Source organism: Brevibacterium sp. UBA7493 (assembly GCF_002479565.1).
Classification (GTDB): domain Bacteria; phylum Actinomycetota; class Actinomycetes; order Actinomycetales; family Brevibacteriaceae; genus Brevibacterium; species Brevibacterium luteolum.
In genome coordinates this window covers 158,165-174,754 of the sequence record NZ_DLOD01000008.1, presented here as the reverse complement: position 1 = coordinate 174,754, position 16,590 = coordinate 158,165, and the positions used below count along the sequence as shown (strand labels likewise).

12 protein-coding genes are annotated in these 16,590 nt (G+C 66.6%); 8 read left to right on the top strand and 4 right to left on the bottom strand.

Annotated features, from left to right (window positions below):
* Window positions 1–5: 5 nt before the first annotated feature.
* The 4 genes from B4E96_RS05850 to B4E96_RS05835 form a co-directional block, all read right to left on the bottom strand.
* Complete coding sequence (locus B4E96_RS05850) at window positions 6–1,073, bottom strand: alanine racemase (RefSeq protein ID WP_286956740.1); 1,068 nt, start codon at window positions 1,071–1,073, stop codon at window positions 6–8.
* Window positions 1,070–2,650 carry an N-acyl-D-amino-acid deacylase family protein gene (locus B4E96_RS05845; protein WP_286956739.1) on the bottom strand — a complete coding sequence of 527 codons (1,581 nt, stop codon included), beginning with the start codon at window positions 2,648–2,650 and terminating at the stop codon, window positions 1,070–1,072. The genes B4E96_RS05850 and B4E96_RS05845 overlap by 4 nt, the downstream gene beginning before the upstream one ends.
* Window positions 2,647–3,594 (bottom strand): nitrilase-related carbon-nitrogen hydrolase, encoded by a 948-nt coding sequence (locus B4E96_RS05840; RefSeq protein ID WP_286956738.1) that lies wholly within the window; start codon window positions 3,592–3,594, stop codon window positions 2,647–2,649. Before B4E96_RS05840 ends, B4E96_RS05845 begins: the two co-directional genes overlap by 4 nt.
* Window positions 3,595–3,855: 261 nt before the next feature.
* Window positions 3,856–5,418 (bottom strand): alanine/glycine:cation symporter family protein, encoded by a 1,563-nt coding sequence (locus tag B4E96_RS05835; RefSeq protein WP_286956737.1) that lies wholly within the window; start codon window positions 5,416–5,418, stop codon window positions 3,856–3,858.
* A gap of 370 nt (window positions 5,419–5,788) precedes the next feature.
* On the opposite strand from B4E96_RS05835, the gene B4E96_RS05830 reads away from it, so the two are divergent.
* The 8 genes from B4E96_RS05830 (at window position 5,789) to B4E96_RS05795 (ending at window position 16,569) form a co-directional block, all read left to right on the top strand.
* Complete coding sequence (locus B4E96_RS05830; protein ID WP_286956736.1) at window positions 5,789–7,426, top strand: ABC transporter substrate-binding protein; 1,638 nt, start codon at window positions 5,789–5,791, stop codon at window positions 7,424–7,426.
* 140 nt (window positions 7,427–7,566) lie between these two features.
* The gene (locus tag B4E96_RS05825; RefSeq protein WP_170273626.1) at window positions 7,567–8,658 is read left to right on the top strand and encodes an ABC transporter permease; all 1,092 of its coding nucleotides are present in this window, start codon (window positions 7,567–7,569) and stop codon (window positions 8,656–8,658) included.
* Window positions 8,658–9,713, top strand: a complete 1,056-nt coding sequence (locus B4E96_RS05820; RefSeq protein WP_286956734.1) for an ABC transporter permease — start codon at window positions 8,658–8,660, stop codon at window positions 9,711–9,713. Before B4E96_RS05825 ends, B4E96_RS05820 begins: the two co-directional genes overlap by 1 nt.
* The gene (locus B4E96_RS05815) at window positions 9,710–11,578 is read left to right on the top strand and encodes a dipeptide ABC transporter ATP-binding protein (RefSeq protein WP_286956733.1); all 1,869 of its coding nucleotides are present in this window, start codon (window positions 9,710–9,712) and stop codon (window positions 11,576–11,578) included. The genes B4E96_RS05820 and B4E96_RS05815 overlap by 4 nt, the downstream gene beginning before the upstream one ends.
* Window positions 11,579–11,936: 358 nt before the next feature.
* On the top strand, window positions 11,937–13,523 hold the full coding sequence (locus B4E96_RS05810; RefSeq protein WP_286956732.1) for an HNH endonuclease signature motif containing protein: 1,587 nt from the start codon (window positions 11,937–11,939) through the stop codon (window positions 13,521–13,523).
* 162 nt (window positions 13,524–13,685) lie between these two features.
* Window positions 13,686–14,864 (top strand): FAD-dependent oxidoreductase, encoded by a 1,179-nt coding sequence (locus B4E96_RS05805; protein WP_286956731.1) that lies wholly within the window; start codon window positions 13,686–13,688, stop codon window positions 14,862–14,864.
* Window positions 14,865–14,957: 93 nt separating this feature from the next.
* Window positions 14,958–15,806 (top strand): ABC transporter permease, encoded by an 849-nt coding sequence (locus tag B4E96_RS05800; RefSeq protein ID WP_286956730.1) that lies wholly within the window; start codon window positions 14,958–14,960, stop codon window positions 15,804–15,806.
* The gene (locus B4E96_RS05795; protein ID WP_259794474.1) at window positions 15,790–16,569 is read left to right on the top strand and encodes an ABC transporter ATP-binding protein; all 780 of its coding nucleotides are present in this window, start codon (window positions 15,790–15,792) and stop codon (window positions 16,567–16,569) included. Before B4E96_RS05800 ends, B4E96_RS05795 begins: the two co-directional genes overlap by 17 nt.
* Window positions 16,570–16,590: the final 21 nt, after the last annotated feature.

Sequence of the window (16,590 nt, the reverse complement as noted above, 5' to 3'; positions counted from 1 at the left end):
TTCTGTCACCTGTTCCGGCCCCGGGCATCGACTGGCCACGGGGAATGGGCGTGTGTCCCGAGGACGGGAACGAGCTCGCTGACGAGATTGACGGCAGTGCACACATGATTGGGCACCACCCGGACGGTGCTGCCGACCTCGACCGGGGCATCGGAGGCGACCACCGCATGGTGTTCGCTCAGCTGGATGATCCGCGCCTCCGGCAGGTCGAGCAGCCGCCCATAACCGCTGGCATAGGGCGCCCGATCCGCGCCGAGCACTTTGCTGCCGGCATCAAGGACGAAATGCCCGGGTCGGGTGCTCACCACCCGGGCATAGGCGGTCAGCGAGATGGCATTGGGATCGGCGGTGCCGAGCTCCCACTGCTGGGCGTCGTTGAAGACATAGACGCCCGGGCGCGCCTCGGTGATGACGCCGGCTGCCGTCGAGCGGTGCGAGGGCGTCGACCCGCCGCTGAGTTCGAGCTCGTCCTGACCGGTGGCGGTGCGGATCGAGGCCGCAGCGGCAGTGAGTGCAGCGGACTCGTCCGCGGCTGCGCTCGCTGTGGTGCCCGGGCCGTAGCTGTGGCCGGGGAACGTGAACACTCCGCGGACCCGCAGGCCGAGCCGGCCGGCGGCAGCGGCGAGTGCCCCGGCATCCTCTGGGGCGCAGCCGGTGCGGTGATGGCCGGAGTCGATCTCGATCATGAGCTCAACGGCTGGGTCGAGTGCTGCGGCCAGATGCGCGATCCCCTCAGCCGAATCCGCGCCGACAGTCAACCGGACACGGGAGGCCAGAGCGTTGAGGACTGCGAACTGCGTAGCATCCGGCCACAGCGGATAGGCGACGAACAGGTCATCGCAGACCTGCGCGAACACCTCGGCCTCGCCGATCGTGGCAACCGTCAGCCCGCTGGCGCCGGCGGCCAGCTGCCGGCCGGCGATCTCCAGCGATTTGTGCGTCTTGACGTGCGGGCGGATGCGCACCCCGGATTGGGTGAGGAAACGGTGGGTGGCCGCGATGTTCCGGTCGAGGACAGCGGTGTCGACGACGAGCGCCGGGGTGGCGACCCCGGGCACGGGCCGGCCGCTCATGCCGCCGTCAGCCGGCGGCCGTGCCGCTGACCCTGCCACAGGCCGCCCTCGACGACGAGGCGGCCTTCCTGGAACACACGGTCGATGCCGCGCGGCCGGTTGGTCGGCTCCGCGTAGGTGGCCGTGTCGATGATCGCCGCCGGGTCGAAGGTGACGAGATCGGCTGCCGCCCCGCGCCGGATGACGCCGCGGTCGGTGAGTCCGAAGATCTGCGCCGGCAGCTGCGTCATCCGCCGCACCGCATCCTCCAGGGACATGATCCCTTCATCGCGCGCATAGTGGCCGAGCACCCGTGGGAAGGTCCCGAAGGTCCGCGGATGCGGCCTGCCGCCGGTGCCTGGTGGCAGACCGTCGGAGCCGATCGCCGTGAGCGGATGCCGCAGCGCGGTGCGGACATCGTCCTCATGCATGAAGTGCACGACCATCGTGGCCTTGAGCTGCTCCTCGCGCAGCACCCGCACGAGCGCTTCGAACGGCGTGACACCCAGCCTGTGAGCCAGCTCAGTGAGCGAGGCGCCCTCATAGCGGTGTGAACGCGTGCTGGAGATGACGATCTTGTCCCAGCCGCCGATCACCATGTTCTCGTAGGAGCGGTCGTTCTCCATGTCGTGCAGAGCCCGTTCGAGCGCCTCGGCTGACTCCAGGCGGCTGAGCACCGCCGGCTCCCCGCCGTCGTGGAACCACGGCGGCAGCGTCGCCGTCAGCATCGTGCTGCCAGCGCTGTACGGGTATGCGTCCTGGTAGACGTCCTGCCCGTTCTCCCGCGCCTGGTCGAGCGCAGCCATGTAATCATCCATCCGACCCCACTGCTGCGGATCGGCGATCTTGACGTGGGAGACGTGCAGGCGGCAGCGCTCGCTCACGGCGGCCAATGATTCCGCGATGCTCTCGAAGACCCGGCTCGACTCATTGCGCATATGCGTGGCGTAAACGCGCTCAGCGCCCAGCAGCGCGGTCAGGGCGCGGAGCTCTGACGGATCGGAGAACAGCCCCGGCGGGTAGATGAGACCACTGGAGAGCCCGAAGGCCCCGGCTTCCAGGGCTTTCTCCAGCTCCCGCACCATCGCAGCGACCTCATCCGGCTCCGCGGTGCGGCCGTCGGCTCCCATCGCCGCGATCCGCAGCACGTTGTGCCCCACGAGCGGGGCATGGTGGGTGATGAGCCGGCGGTCCACGAGTGCTGCGAAGAGCTCATCGACGCGGCTCCAGGAGACGTCCATCGGCGGGAAGATCCGGGCCAGCAGCGTGTGCGCGGCCTCCTCGTTGAACGGGTCGACCGGGGCGAGGCTGAAGCCGCAGTTGCCCGTCACCTCCGTCGTCACGCCCTGCTCGATCTTGGAGACATCGTCCTCGGCAAGGAGCGGGGCGTTGTCCGCATGCGAATGGGTGTCGATGAAGCCCGGGGCGATGACGAGCCCGGAGCAGTCGACAGTCTCGATATCGGCAGCCAGAGACGCCGCCGGCTCGACGACATCGGTGATGGCACCGTCAGCGATGAGGACGGTGCCCGGTCGGGCCGGGGCGCCGGTGCCGTCGATGATGGTGCCGCCGGTCAGTGCGGTGATCCTGCTGGTCACGCGATCACCTCAGACTGCTGGCCGGCAGCGCCGGCGCGGTCGGTCTGTTCGGCGATGAGCCGGTAGTGCCCGGGCTTGCGGTGCTTGCCGAAGTTGAACAGCTCTCGGCGGTAGGGCTCAGCGGTTGCAGAGTCGTATTCGGCGACGACGAGCTCATCGCCCTCACCGACCGCCAGGGCGACGACATCGCCGGTGGGGGAGACGACACAGGACCCGCCGATGAGCCGGTGGCCGTCCTCGACGCCGGACTTGCCGGCCGCCAGCACCCAGACGGCGTTCTGGTAGGCGCCGGCGCGCACCGACAGCAGATGCTCGTCCATCGCCCGGTGCGCCTCCGGATCCATACCCGGGACCGAGGTGAACGGGGTGTTGTAGCCGATTGCGACGAGGTCGGCGCCGTTGAGCGCGAGGATTCGGTAGGTCTCCGCCCAACGCCGGTCATTGCAGATCGCCAGGCCCACCCGAACACCGGCGATGGTGAACACCGGGAAGCCCTGATCGCCGATCTCGAAATAGCGCTTCTCCAGGTGCTGCTGGGCGATGCCGCGGTCATCGGCATGCCCGGGCAGGTGGACCTTGCGGTAGGTGCCGGCGATCGTGCCATCGGTGTCGACGGCGATCGCCGTGTTGAAGTGCTGCCCTTCCGGAGTCAGCTCCGCATAGCCGAGCACAAAGGCGATCCCGAGCTCAGCGGCCCGGTCGAACAGCGGCTGCACCTGCGGATTGGGCATCGACCGCTCAAAATGGGTGTCGACGGCGCTGAGGTCATCGACCCAGTAGCGCGGGAAGAACGTCGTGAGCGTCAGCTCCGGGAACACCACGAGTGTGCAGCCGCGCGCAGCGGCAGTCTCCACCAGCGCAATGAGGCGTGCGACCACCTGCTCACGCGATTCCTCCGGCTGGATTCCGCCCACCTGAGCGACTCCGACGACAACCTTGCTCACAATTCCGCCCTCCTGCAGTGCCTCGATACACATGTGCAAACGTTTGCATAATTTTCGCGAGGGCGGCCGTCTGTGTCAAGGGTCTGATTCAGATTGTGAGAACGCATGGTCAGGCAATCGCTGCCGGCGGTGAGCCGACAGCGCGCATGCAACGGCCCCGGCGGATGGGAGATCCATCCGCCGGGGCCGCGTGAAGGGGTGGGACGCCGGTCAGGTGAGCTTCGGCTGCTCAGGCGGCCTGCGAGTCAGGTCATCGGCCGCTCAGGGGCGCGGGAGGTCGAGGAGATCGCCGGTGCGCCGGTCGATCTTCTGGCCGGTGGCCTCCTCGTGGGCCTCGATGTGCAGGCCCGACTCCCAGTGCTCGGCGCCCGGGATCGGGCACGTCTCCGGGATGTAGACCGGATCTTTGCCGGCCTTGCGCTGGGCCTCGAAGTCCTTGAGGATCTTGAACGCCGGGCCCTGGATGATGAGGATGCCGATGATGTTGAGCCATGCCATGAGGCCCACACCGATGTCGCCGAGCGTCCAGGCATCGCCGGCACCGCCCACAGCGCCGATGACGACGGCCACGAGGATCGCCAGCTGCAGCAGGCGCATGAGGACGCTGCGCAGCAGCGTGTTGCGCGAGTTGCGCAGCAGGTAGGAGAGGTTCGTCTCGGCCATGTAGTAGTAGGCCACGATCGTGGTGAAGGCGAAGAACGCCAGCGAGATCGCGATGAAGCTCGCGCCCAGGCCCGGCACGATCGTGTCGAAGCTGTTCTGCACATAGCCCGGGCCGGCCTCGACGCCCTCGGGCAGACGTCCGCCCTCGCCGACGAGCGGGCCGCCGTCCTCACCCTCATACACGCGGTACATGCCGGTCGAGAGGATCATGAACGCCGTGGCCGAGCACACCAGCAGCGTGTCGATGTAGACCGCCCCGGCCTGCACCAGGCCCTGCTTGGCGGGGTGGGAGACCTCGGAGGCGGCAGCGGCGTGCGGACCGGTGCCCTGACCGGCCTCATTGGAGTAGATGCCGCGCTTGACGCCCCAGGCCACAGCCTCGCCGATGACGGCACCGAAGGCGGCATTGACGCCGAAGGCCGAGGAGAAGATGAGCGAGATGACCTCAGGGATGGCGCCGGCGTTGATGATGACGACGACGAGCGCGCCGATGATGTAGATGACAGCCATGAACGGCACGACGATCGAGGCGAAGTTCGCGATGCGCTTGATGCCGCCGATGATGATGAACCCGAGCACGATGACGATGCCCACAGCCGGGATCCACGGCTCCAGGCCCCACGCGTTGGCCATCGCCGAGGAGATGCCGTTGGCCTGCACGCCGGGCAGCAGCGAGCTCATCGCAAAGATCGCAACACAGGCGAAGACTGCGCCGTAGAGCTCGAACAGGCCTTTGGCCTTCGTGTGCGCGTACGCCTTCGCCAGGTAGTAGGCCGGGCCGCCGCGGTACTCGCCGGTGTCGCGGTCGCGCTCCTTGTAGATCTGGCCGAGCGTCGATTCGACGAACGAGGTGGACGCGCCGAGCAGGGCGACCGCCCACATCCAGAACACCGCACCCGGCCCGCCGAGCGCGATCGCGGTGGCGACGCCGGCGATGTTGCCGGTGCCCACACGGCCGGACAGCGAGACCGCCAGGGACTGGAAGGACGAGACTCCTGAGGCGGAGCCCTTTCCGGTGAACATGTAGACGAAGATGTCGCCGATCCGGCGGATCTGGATCGCCTTTGTGCGGATCGTGAAGAACACGCCGACGCCCAGGCACAGGTACACGAGCACCGGTGACCAGACGAGGTCGTTGAGCAGACTGATGATGTCTGACATGAAAGGACTCCTTAGGAAATCAGCCCAGCCACCGCCTCGGGTAAGGCAGCGGGATCCTCCGATCCCGGATGTGAGAGGGAGGGGGAGCAGCACGTGCACGATCTCTGTGCGCGGCATCACACGGACTGATTCAGCCACACTCCGCGGTGTGTGTCAATTCACTGTGAGTCACCGTGACCCTCTGGCGTCATGACACGCGTCCTGGTATGTATCTAGTGCGCAGACGAATGTCCGCAGGTGCGGGGGAGTCCCGTGCCCACGGTCACACTTCGGTTGCGATCTGGGATATACATGGCACAAGCCGTCGCCTCGTGACACTGCAGCACTAGGATGACGTCTGCTCCACTCCTGAATGACGAAAGGCGCGTCCATGTTCCGATCACGCAAGCTGCTGGCCACCGGCGCAGCGCTCGGCGCGGCAGCGATGGTGCTGTCGGCCTGCTCCACCTCGACCACCGGCGGCGGTGGCGAAGACGAGTCCGGTGATGCGCTCACCATCGGCACCACCGACAAGGTCACCGTCCTCGACCCGGCCGGCTCCTACGACAACGGCTCCTTCTTCGTCATGAAGCAGGTGTTCCCCTTCCTGCTGAGCTACAAGCCCGGCACCGCCGAGATCGAGAACGACATCGCCGAATCGGCCGATTTCACTGATCCGAAGACCTTCGAGGTCAAGCTCAAGGAGGGCCTGACGTTCTCCAACGGCAACGAGCTGACGTCCTCGGATGTGAAGTTCTCCTTCGACCGCCAGCTGGGCATCGCCGATCCCAACGGCCCGTCCTCGCTGCTCGGCAGCCTCGAATCGGTTGAGACCCCGGATGACCTGACGGTCCAGTTCAAGCTGAACAAGGAGAATGATCAGCTCTTCTCGCAGGTGCTTGCCGGGCCGGCCGGCCCGATCGTCGATGAGGACACTTTCTCCGCCGACGAGATCACCTCCGACGACGACATCGTCTCCGGCGACGCCTTCGGCGGGCCGTACAAGATCGGCTCGTACCAGTTCAACGAGCTCGTCGCCTACGAAGCCAACCCCGAATACCAGGGCTCGCTCGGCGAGGCGAAGACCGGCAACGTCCAGATGAAGTACTACTCGGACGCCAACAACATGAAGCTCGACGTCGAGAAGGGCCAGATCGACGTGGCCTGGCGCTCGCTGTCGGCCACCGACATCGAAGACCTCGAAGGCAGCGACAGCGTCGAGGTCCACCAGGGCCCCGGCGGTGAGATCCGCTACATCGTCTTCAACCTCGACACCATGCCCTATGGTGCCAAGACCGATGAGGCCGACGAGGACAAGGCACTGGCCGTCCGCCAGGCGATGGCCGACTCGATCGACCGTGAGGCCGTGGCCGACCAGGTCTACAAGGGCACCTACACCCCGCTGTACTCGCACATGCCCACCGAACTGCCGGCGGCGAAGGAATCGCTCAAGGAGATGTACGGCGACGGCAACGGCGGCGCCGATGTTGAGAAGGCAAAGAAGCGCCTCGAGGACGCCGGTGTTGAGACCCCGGTCGAGCTGAAGCTGCAGTACAACCCCGACCACTACGGCCCGTCGTCTGGTGACGAGTACGCGCTCATCAAGGACCAGCTGGAGTCGACTGACCTGTTCACCGTCGACCTGCAGTCCACCGAATGGGTCAAGTACGCCGAGGACCGCACCGCCGACGTCTACCCGCTGTACCAGCTCGGCTGGTTCCCCGACTACGCCGACGGCGACAACTACCTCGTGCCGTTCTTCTACAACACCGAGGAGAACCCGTCGTTCCTCGCCAACCACTACACCAACGACGAGCTCAACACGCTGCTCAAGGAGCAGGGCTCCGAGGCCGACGAGGGCAAGCGCGCTGAGGAGCTCGGCAAGGCGCAGGACATCGTCGGCGAAGAGCTGCCGACTCTGCCGCTGCTGCAGGGCAACCAGATCGCCGTTGCCGGTAAGGACGTCAAGGGCGTCGACGACACCCTCGACCCGTCGTTCCAGTTCCGCCTGGCGCTGCTGGAGAAGTGACGCCCGACTGAACCGCGCACCGCAGCCGAGGCGGGGATCCCACCAGACCCCCGCCTCGGCTCCGGTCTGCCGGGAGGCGAGAGACGCCTCGGCGGCGGAGACCAGAACCACCCCGATTCCAACCCACGAAATGTGAACCCATGACCGCAAGCGTCCAGGTGCCCGATCTCGCTGAGGATCCAGCGGCGAAGACGGCCAAACGCAGCTCCGGATCCGGCCTGGGGAGATACATCCTCATCCGGTTCCTGCTCATCATCCCGACCGTGTGGATCCTCACCACCCTCGTCTTCTTCCTCATGCGCATCACCGGCGACCCGATCACCGCCGCCCTCGGCGGGCGCCTGACCCAAGCGCAGCTGGCCGAGCGCGTCGCCGCCGCCGGTTACGACCGGCCGATCCTCGTGCAGTACTTCGAATACCTCGGAAACATGCTGCGCGGCGACTTCGGCACCACCCTGTCGGACAACCGCCCGGTCACCTCGATCCTCATGACCTACGGGGCGGCGACGCTGGAGCTCGTGTTCTTCGCGCTCATCGTCGCACTGCTGCTCGGCATCCCGCTGGGCATGATCGCCGCCCGCTTCCGCGACACCTGGCCCGACGCCACCCTGCGCGTGCTCGCGATCCTCGGCTACGCCACCCCGGTGTTCTTCGCCGGCCTCATCCTCAAGCTCATCTTCGGCGTGCTCTTCCCGATCCTGCCGATCGCCGGCCGTGCTAGCTCCTCGACCGAACTTGTCATGGGCGGCGTGGTCGCACCCACCCGCATCTACTTCATCGACGCGCTGCGGATCGGCGACATGGCCGCCTTCACCGACGTCATGAGCCACGCCGTGCTGCCGGCGATCGCACTCGGCCTGCTCACCGGCGGCACCTTCCTCCGCCTCGTGCGCACCAACCTCATCGGCACACTCGGCCAGCAGTACATCGAATCCGGCCGCTCCCGAGGCGTATCCGAGTTCCGGCTCGTGACCCGCCACGCCTACCGGCCGGCCCTCATCCCGATCATCACCGTCATGGGCATGCAGATCGCGCTCATGCTCGCCGGTGCGGTGCTCACGGAGACGACGTTCGAATGGAAGGGACTGGGCTTCCAGCTCGCCCACTATCTCACAGCCCGTGACTTCGTCGCCGTGCAGGGCATCGTCGTGATGCTCGCCGTCATCGTCGCGGTGACGAACTTCATCGTCGACATCATCGCCGCCCTCATCGACCCGCGAGTGAGGTACTGATGACCCAGCCAACCGATCGCAAGAACGACAGCACCGGCAGCGCACACGCCGCCACCGGTGCCCCCGCAGCCGGCGCCTCGGGCGCGGAGACCGGCCAGACCGCCGGCGGCTCACAGCGGCACTGGACCTCGCGGGTGCCGGTCATCAGCCACCTCAAGCAGTCCGTCGGGCTGCAGCGCGGCATGCTCATCGCAGGCCTCGTCATGTGCGCGATCGTGCTGCTGACCGCCCTGCTCGCCCCGCTGCTGGCCCCCTATGGGTTCAACCAGCTCGCCGACGAGGCCGGGCGCTTCGGCGCCCAGCAGCCGCCGAGCTCCAAGCACCCATGGGGCACCACCGTCGGCGGATTCGACGTGCTCTCCCGCGTCATCTGGGGCGCGCGCACGGCCGTGTTCGTCATCGTCGTCGCCGTGCTCATGTCGATCTTCCTCGGCGTCATCCTCGGGCTCATCTCCGGTTACATCGGCGGCTGGCTCGATAGGATCCTCGTCGTCGTCGCCGATGCCATCTACGCCTTCCCGACCCTGCTGCTGGCGATCGTCATGACGATCGTCATCTCCGGCGGGCAGTCCGACGTCATCGGCGGTGTGCTCGCCGCAGCGATCTCGATCACCGTCGTATTCATCCCGCAGTACTTCCGGGTGGTGCGCGCCGAGACTGTGCGGCTGAAGGCCGAGCCCTTCGTCGAGGCCGCCCAGGTCATCGGCGTGTCGAAGACGCGGATCGTGGCCCGCCACATCTACCGCAACGCCACCCGCAACCTGCCGCTCATCTTCACGCTCAACGCCTCCGAGGCGATCCTCACCCTGGCAGCCCTCGGCTTCCTCGGCTTCGGCATCGAGCCGACCTCGGCCTCCGAGTGGGGATACGACCTGAACAAAGCACTGGCCGACGTCACCTCCGGCATCTGGTGGACCTCCGTGTTCCCCGGCATCGCCATCGTCATGACGGTGCTGGGCATCACGCTCGTCGGCGAGTCCATCAACGACCTCAACGACCCCCGGCTGCGCGTGCGCAGGAAGAAGGCCCGCGCGAAGAAGGTGGAGAACGCATGACAGACGAGACCCGCAAGACGACCACCGCCTCGGGCACGGGGACAGGACAGGCGAGTACCGCCTCGGGGACGGGGACAGGACAGGCGAGCACCGCCTCGGGCGCGGGGCGCGAGCCGCTGCTGCGCATCGAGGACCTTGACATCACCTTCGCCACCGACGGCGGCGACGTGCACGCCGTCAACGACCTCTCGCTTGCCGTCGCGCCCGGCGAAGTGCTCGCGATCGTCGGCGAATCCGGCTCCGGCAAGACCGTGACCGCCAAGTCGATCCTGCGCCTGCTGCCCGAGACCGCGACCGTCGGCGGGGCGATCATCGTCTCCGGCGACAACGTCGTGACCGCCAGCCGCGAACAGCTGCGCGAACTGCGCGGCAGATCCGCCTCGATGGTGTTTCAGGAGCCCTCGACCGCCCTCAACCCGGTGTTCACCGTCGGCTGGCAGATCGCCGAGGGCCTGCGCGTGCACAATCCCAAGATGAGCCGCAAAGAGCTGCGCGCCCGCGTCGTTGAGGCGATGGAGAAGGTCGGCATCCCCAACGCGTCTGAGCGCTACGACTACTACCCGCACCAGTTCTCCGGCGGGCAGAAGCAGCGCATCGTCATCGCGATGGCGCTCGCGCTCGGAGCGAAGCTCATCATCGCCGACGAGCCCACCACCGCCCTCGACGTCACCGTGCAGGCCGAGATCCTCGACCTGCTGCGCGACCTGCGCGATGAGATGGACACCGCGATCGTGCTCATCACCCACAACATGGGCGTTGTCGCCGACCTCGCCGACCGGGTCGCCGTTATGTACCGCGGCGACCTCGTCGAGACCGCCGATGTGCAGACGCTCTTCGCCGAGCCGCGCGAAGAGTACACCCGCAGCCTGCTCGCCGCCGTGCCGCGCCTGACCTCGGTGTCCGAGCGCGAGGCCGGCGGGCTGGAAGCCGGGACTGGGGCTGGTGAGGCGACCGGCTCCTCGGGAGCGGGGTCTGCTGGGGCGGCCGCCCCGGGGGCGGCCACCGGCACCGAGGCGGGGCGCACCCGCCCGGAGGCCGCGCCGATCGTCGTGGCCAAGGACCTGGAGATCGTCTACCCCGGCGGGATCGGCAAGCCCGACTTCACCGCCGTCGACGGGGTCAGCTTCGAGATCCGGCCCGGTGAGGTGTTCGGCATGGTCGGCGAGTCCGGCTCCGGCAAGACAACCATCGGGCGCGCGATCGCCGGACTGACGAAGGCTACCGGCGGCTCGCTCACCGTGTTCGGCCATGAGATGGTCGGGTTCAAGGAGCGGAAGTTCAAGCCGCTGCGCAAGCGGATCGGATTCGTCTTCCAGGACCCGGCGGCGTCCTTCAACCCGCACCTGAGCATCGGCGAGTGCGTCGCTGAGCCGATCGCCGTGCATCAGCCGGACATGTCCGCTCACGACCGCCGTCTGCGCACCCGCGAGCTGCTCGAAGCCGTTCAGCTACCCGAGGCCTACGCCCAGCGCTACCCGCACGAGCTCTCCGGCGGTCAGCGCCAGCGCGCCTCGCTTGCCCGCGGCATCGCGCTCAACCCCGAGCTGCTCATCGCCGACGAGCCCACCAGCGCCCTCGACGTGTCCGTCCAGGCGCGCGTGCTCGAGCTCTTCGCCGAGCTGCAGGAGCGGTTCCACTACGCCGCGCTGTTCATCAGTCACGACCTCGCCGTCGTCGACATGCTCTCCGACCGCATCGGCGTGCTCTTCCACGGCCGCCTGCTCGAAGAGGGCACCGGCGCGCAGGTGCTCCGCAGCCCGCAGCACGACTACACCCGCAAGCTCATTGCTTCGCTGCCCGTGCCCGACCCCGTCGAGCAGGCCAAGCGCCGCGAACTCGCCCGCGAGATCCGCGCCCGCGTGTAGGGGAGGGGCTGGGCCTGGGGCCTGCCTGCCTCGTGGGGCCCGCCTGGTCTGGCTGCCTGGCCTGGCCACTTGCTGAACGTGACCGGCTCCGTCGTCTTCGACGGGGCCGGTTCCGTGTTGTGGGTGGGCTTGTCGCGGGGCGCCGGGCCCGAGGTGGTGGTGGCCGGGCCCGAGGCGGCGGAAGCGCTCGTGGGGGAGCGTTGTCCGTGCCTCGTGCCAGACTGAGTTCAGAGTCGAGGCAGGCATATGTTCATGTGAGTTTCATGTGAACACAGTCGAAACTATTGTTCCAGCATATCGAACATGCTTAGACTTGAAACTAGAAAGATCGCGGTAGATCACAAGGGAGGTGGCCGCGATGCTCGTGGAAGAACAGGTCATCACGACCCGCCGCAACGACGCGGTGGTCGACACGTCTGATTTCGCTGACTGCCTCTACCGGCTCAGATCCACCAACCGGGACATTGATAACCGCCGCATGGCTGGGCTCGGGTTCCTCTTTGATGCTTTCCTCGCCCGTGCGGCTTCCGATTCGCCTGAGGATGTCTCCCTGCAGGTCGATGCGGTCCGTGAGCTCGCGACTGACCCGCGTGCGCTCGGCCGCCCGGACCGTGACGGCACGGACTTTAAGAACGAGGCCGAACAGCGGCGGAACGCGTACGCCTGGCTTGTTGAACGGACAGCGTCGACGTCGCTGATGCACATGGCAGACGCACTCGATACCACCGTGAAGCATGTTCGCTCCCGTGTGCAGGTCGCTGCAGCAGGACTCGTCGGGCTGCCAGCCTTTACATCACAGGCTCGTGCTGGGGTGATCGGTTACGACCGCTACCTTCACGGCGCCCGGCGCGCCACGACCTTAGAGCCTGAGCATCTGGCGGGCTTCGACGCAGGGCTCACCCGGATCCGGGTGTCGGATATGACGGCGTTCAAACGCGCCGTCAACCAACTGATCGCCACACTCGTCACCCGCGAAGAACGAACCAAGCAGATCCGGGATCGCCGCACCGTCGAGACCTACTACGAACCGCACGGGCTGGGGATCCTCATCGCCCGCGGCCCCTCCCACCAGATCGCACTCTTAGAAGCACGGCTGGCTGGCATGGCCCGTTCCGTCATCAAAGGCCTTGGGGCGCCGCTCGGTGTGCCCGAAGGACGCGAGATCGCTGACGACCGGGGCATGGGTGAGCTGATGTTCGACTTCCTCACCGGCTCCCAACCCGCCGGAACCCTCACCACTCAACCCGTCGACAGCGATGGGGGCGCCTCAACCATTGTCGAAGCCGCGAACCCAGCCGGCATTGATGTCAATGCCACGGCCGAGAAGATCGCTGAGACTCTTGCCGAGACCGGGGTCCGGTGCCCCGTCGATAGCGAGTGGCTCAAACGTCAAGCCCGCATTACTATCACCGTCCCGGCACTGACCCTGCTCGACAAGAACACCGAGAAGGAAGACGATGCTGCACGTGTGCCGGGGATGGTCAATGGTCACCCGATCTCACCTGAGACCGCCCGGCAGCTCACCGGGACTGGTCATTCGACGGTCTACCGGATCCTGACCGATCCCACCGACGGGACCGTCCTCGACCACGCTGCTGAGACCTACACGATCCCCGAACGCATGCGGATCGCGCTGGTTGAGAAGTGGCAGTTCTGCACACTCCCTGGTTGTGACCGGTCAGCTGTGAAAGCAGAACTGGACCATATTGAGCCGTTCAATCATGAAGACCCTGGACGAGGCGGATCGACCTCGATGGGGAACCTCCACCCGTTATGCCGGGAGCATCACCAGATGAAAACCGAAGACAGACTCAGAGTCACCCGCAGTCCCGACACTGGGATGCTGACCTGGACACTGCCCGGCGGACACCAACTCCAAGCCAGACCACCTTCGAATCCCATCGGCCAGGCACACGCCGAGCAGCTGCTCAATCTCACGACCTAGACCGCACCGCCACCGACGACCTAACCGAAACAGACGACCTGCCCGAAGCGACTTCTCGTCGTTTCACTCCCAGCGCTGCCTGCAACACCACCGCAGTGACAGAACGATGTTTGACAACCACATAGTGTCGGGCCCTGCTGCCCACATGAGACGATGAGCCGCATGGAAACTCTTGCCATCATCGGCGCCGGCCTGGCCGGAACCGAATGCGCCCGCGCCTACGTGGGTGGCGGTGGAACCGCGGACGTCATCCTCATTGACCCGCGCCCAGTTCCCAGCGAACTCCCGCCCCTGTCGAAGACCCTCTTCGCCGACGAGCTCGACCATGTGCCACTCCTTCGACCAGACGGCATCCGCCTGGTCGAAGGAGAAGTGACTCGGGTGGAGGCAGACGGCCGGGGACTGCATCTGGACGACGGCCAGCGCATCGACTGCGACGCTCTCGTCGTGGCCGCAGGCATGCGGGCACGACGCCCGCAGACTGACCTGCCAGGCGGGCCGGTCCACACCATCCGCAGCGCTGACGACGCTGAGGCCATCCGTGCGGCAACAGGCGACAACGCAGACATCGGCGTCCTCGGATCCGGCTACCTCGCGCTCGAAGCAGCCCGCAGCGCCGCCGACGCCGGCCACCGCGTCACCGTGTACCTGCGCGGAGACCGCCCGCTCATCGGCCGGCACCACGAGGCGATCGGCCGCGCACTCATGAACCGGCATGCCGAAGCCGGTGTCAACTTCCTCCTCGACGCAGACCCTAGCGACTACACCGCCCACGATGTCTGGATCGCAGCCATCGGCGGCGCGCCCCTCACGACCACCCTGCCTGAGGAATGGGACCGCGACGGAAGCGGACACCTCCTCGTCGACCGCAGCCTCCGGCTCACCATCGACGGACAACCCGCCGAGAACGCATGGGCCATCGGTGATATTGCCCACCTTGCCAGCGGCCCATTGGCCGATGCCGGGCCGATGGAATCCGAGGCAACCGCTGCCTCCCAGGGGACATGGCTGGGGAAGCAGCTCGCGGCCGGCAGCACCGATGAAAAATGGGACGATGTACCGTGGCACTGGAGCTTCCAGGGCCCCGAGCGTGTCTTCGCCGCCGGCCGGGTCACCGGCACCGACACCGCGATCGTCAGCGGAGACGAGCAATCCGGGCGCTTCCAGGTGCTGCACTTCATCGACGGGGTGCTCAGCGGGGTCGAGACCCTCAACCAGCCGCCAGCCCACAACGCGGCCCGGAAGATTCTGGCCCTGCCGCCCGCCAGCCGGCCCACGACCTCGGCCGCGGCCGGCGGAGTCCTTGATCTGCGCGCCTGGGTGCGCCGACTGCGCAGCTAGGCGCCTGCCCTCGTACACTGCTATGAGCGGGGCTGATTACAATGTGTCTGTTCCGCACTGATCCTGTAACCGACGAAGGGCGTTCTGCGCACCATGAGCATGCCTGAGATGGCGGCGAAGTACTCACTCGAAAGAGTTGGTGCTCGCCCGCCGCTGACCCACTACCTCAGAGAGGTATGGCGGCGGCGCGACTTCATCTTCAGCCTCGCGAAGTTCCGTATCCAAAGCGAGAACGAGCGCAACCGTCTGGGAATGCTGTGGGTGCTGCTGCGGCCGATCTTCTCCGCGCTCATCTACGGCCTCGTCTTCGGCCTCGTGCTCGGGTCCATGCGGCCAGAGGGATTCGTCCCCTACGTCATCATCGGCGTCTTCCTGCTGGAGTTCTTCAACTCCTCGATGAACGGCGGCGCCAAGTCGATCATCAGTAACTCGGCACTTGTGCAGTCTCTGCCGTTCCCGCGCCTCGTTCTGCCGGTCTCAACGGTGCTGCAGAACCTGCTCAACTTCGTGCCGACCCTGGCGCTCATGATCATCCTGACGATGCTGTGGGGTGCCAGGCCGGAGTTCAGCTGGTTCCTGCTCATCCCCCTCGTGCTCATCTTCTGGGTCTTCAACCAGGGCGTGGCCCTCATCTTCGCCCGCCTGACCGTCCACCTGCGCGACCTCAGCCAGCTCGTGCCCTACATCTCCCGCATGATCTTCTACACCTCCGGCGTCTTCTTCGACCCGGCGACGGTCCTCGACAAGTACCCGGCCATTGCGGCCGTCTACGACTGGCATCCGCTCTACGAGGTGCTCGCCATCGCCCGCGGCATCCTGCTGCCGGAGTACGAGATCCCCGTCGACTTCTGGTGGAAGCACGCCATCTGGGCCGTTGTCGTTCTGTGCATCGGCATCGTCTTCTTCTGGAAAGCTGAGGAGCGATATGGCCGAGACGATTGAGCACCGCGCCTACGACGGCAACCGTCCCGAAGACGGCCAGCCCGTCGTCATCGTCGACGACCTCTACGTCGACTTCAAGACCCTGGCCACCGGCAAGCGCCTGACCCCCGGCTCAGCCAAGGGCCTGCTGCAGCGCGGCCGCGAGCTGCGCACCGTCCACGCCCTCAAGGGCGTGTCCTTCACCGCCTACGCCAACGAGTCGATCGGCGTCATCGGCACCAACGGTTCGGGCAAGTCGACACTCATGCGCACCATCACCGGACTCACCCCGCCCACCAAGGGAGCCGTCTACGCGAAATCACGGCCGAACCTCCTCGGCGTCGGTGCCGCGCTCATGAGCGATCTGTCCGGTTCGCGCAACATCATCCTCGGCGGGCTCGCGATGGGCATGACGCGTGAGGAGATCGAGTCGAAGTACGACGAGATCGTCGAATTCACCGGTCTCGGCGACTTCATCGACATGCCGATGCGCACCTACTCCTCCGGAATGTCCGCACGCCTGAAGTTCGGCATCGCCACCGCCAAAGAGCACGAGATCCTCATCGTCGACGAAGCCCTGTCCGTCGGCGACCGCGACTTCCAGAAGCGCTCCGAGGCCCGGATCCGCGGGATCCGCGAAAAGGCCGGCACGGTCTTCCTCGTGTCCCACTCGATGCGCTCGATCCGCGACACCTGCAACCGCACCATCTGGATCGAGAAGGGCGAGCTGCTCGCCGACGGGGACACCGACGCCGTCGTGAAGGAGTACGAGCAGCACAAGTGAGAGCAGACCTCGCCCCCGCGA

Coding starts and splice junctions, on each gene's coding strand:
- B4E96_RS05850 (WP_286956740.1), bottom strand. CDS start 1,073: ATGAGCGGCCGGCCCGTGCCCGGGGTCGCCACCCCGGCGCTCGTCGTC.
- B4E96_RS05800 (WP_286956730.1), top strand. CDS start 14,958: ATGAGCATGCCTGAGATGGCGGCGAAGTACTCACTCGAAAGAGTTGGT.
- B4E96_RS05815 (WP_286956733.1), top strand. CDS start 9,710: ATGACAGACGAGACCCGCAAGACGACCACCGCCTCGGGCACGGGGACA.
- B4E96_RS05805 (WP_286956731.1), top strand. CDS start 13,686: ATGGAAACTCTTGCCATCATCGGCGCCGGCCTGGCCGGAACCGAATGC.
- B4E96_RS05795 (WP_259794474.1), top strand. CDS start 15,790: ATGGCCGAGACGATTGAGCACCGCGCCTACGACGGCAACCGTCCCGAA.
- B4E96_RS05835 (WP_286956737.1), bottom strand. CDS start 5,418: ATGTCAGACATCATCAGTCTGCTCAACGACCTCGTCTGGTCACCGGTG.
- B4E96_RS05820 (WP_286956734.1), top strand. CDS start 8,658: ATGACCCAGCCAACCGATCGCAAGAACGACAGCACCGGCAGCGCACAC.
- B4E96_RS05830 (WP_286956736.1), top strand. CDS start 5,789: ATGTTCCGATCACGCAAGCTGCTGGCCACCGGCGCAGCGCTCGGCGCG.
- B4E96_RS05825 (WP_170273626.1), top strand. CDS start 7,567: ATGACCGCAAGCGTCCAGGTGCCCGATCTCGCTGAGGATCCAGCGGCG.
- B4E96_RS05810 (WP_286956732.1), top strand. CDS start 11,937: ATGCTCGTGGAAGAACAGGTCATCACGACCCGCCGCAACGACGCGGTG.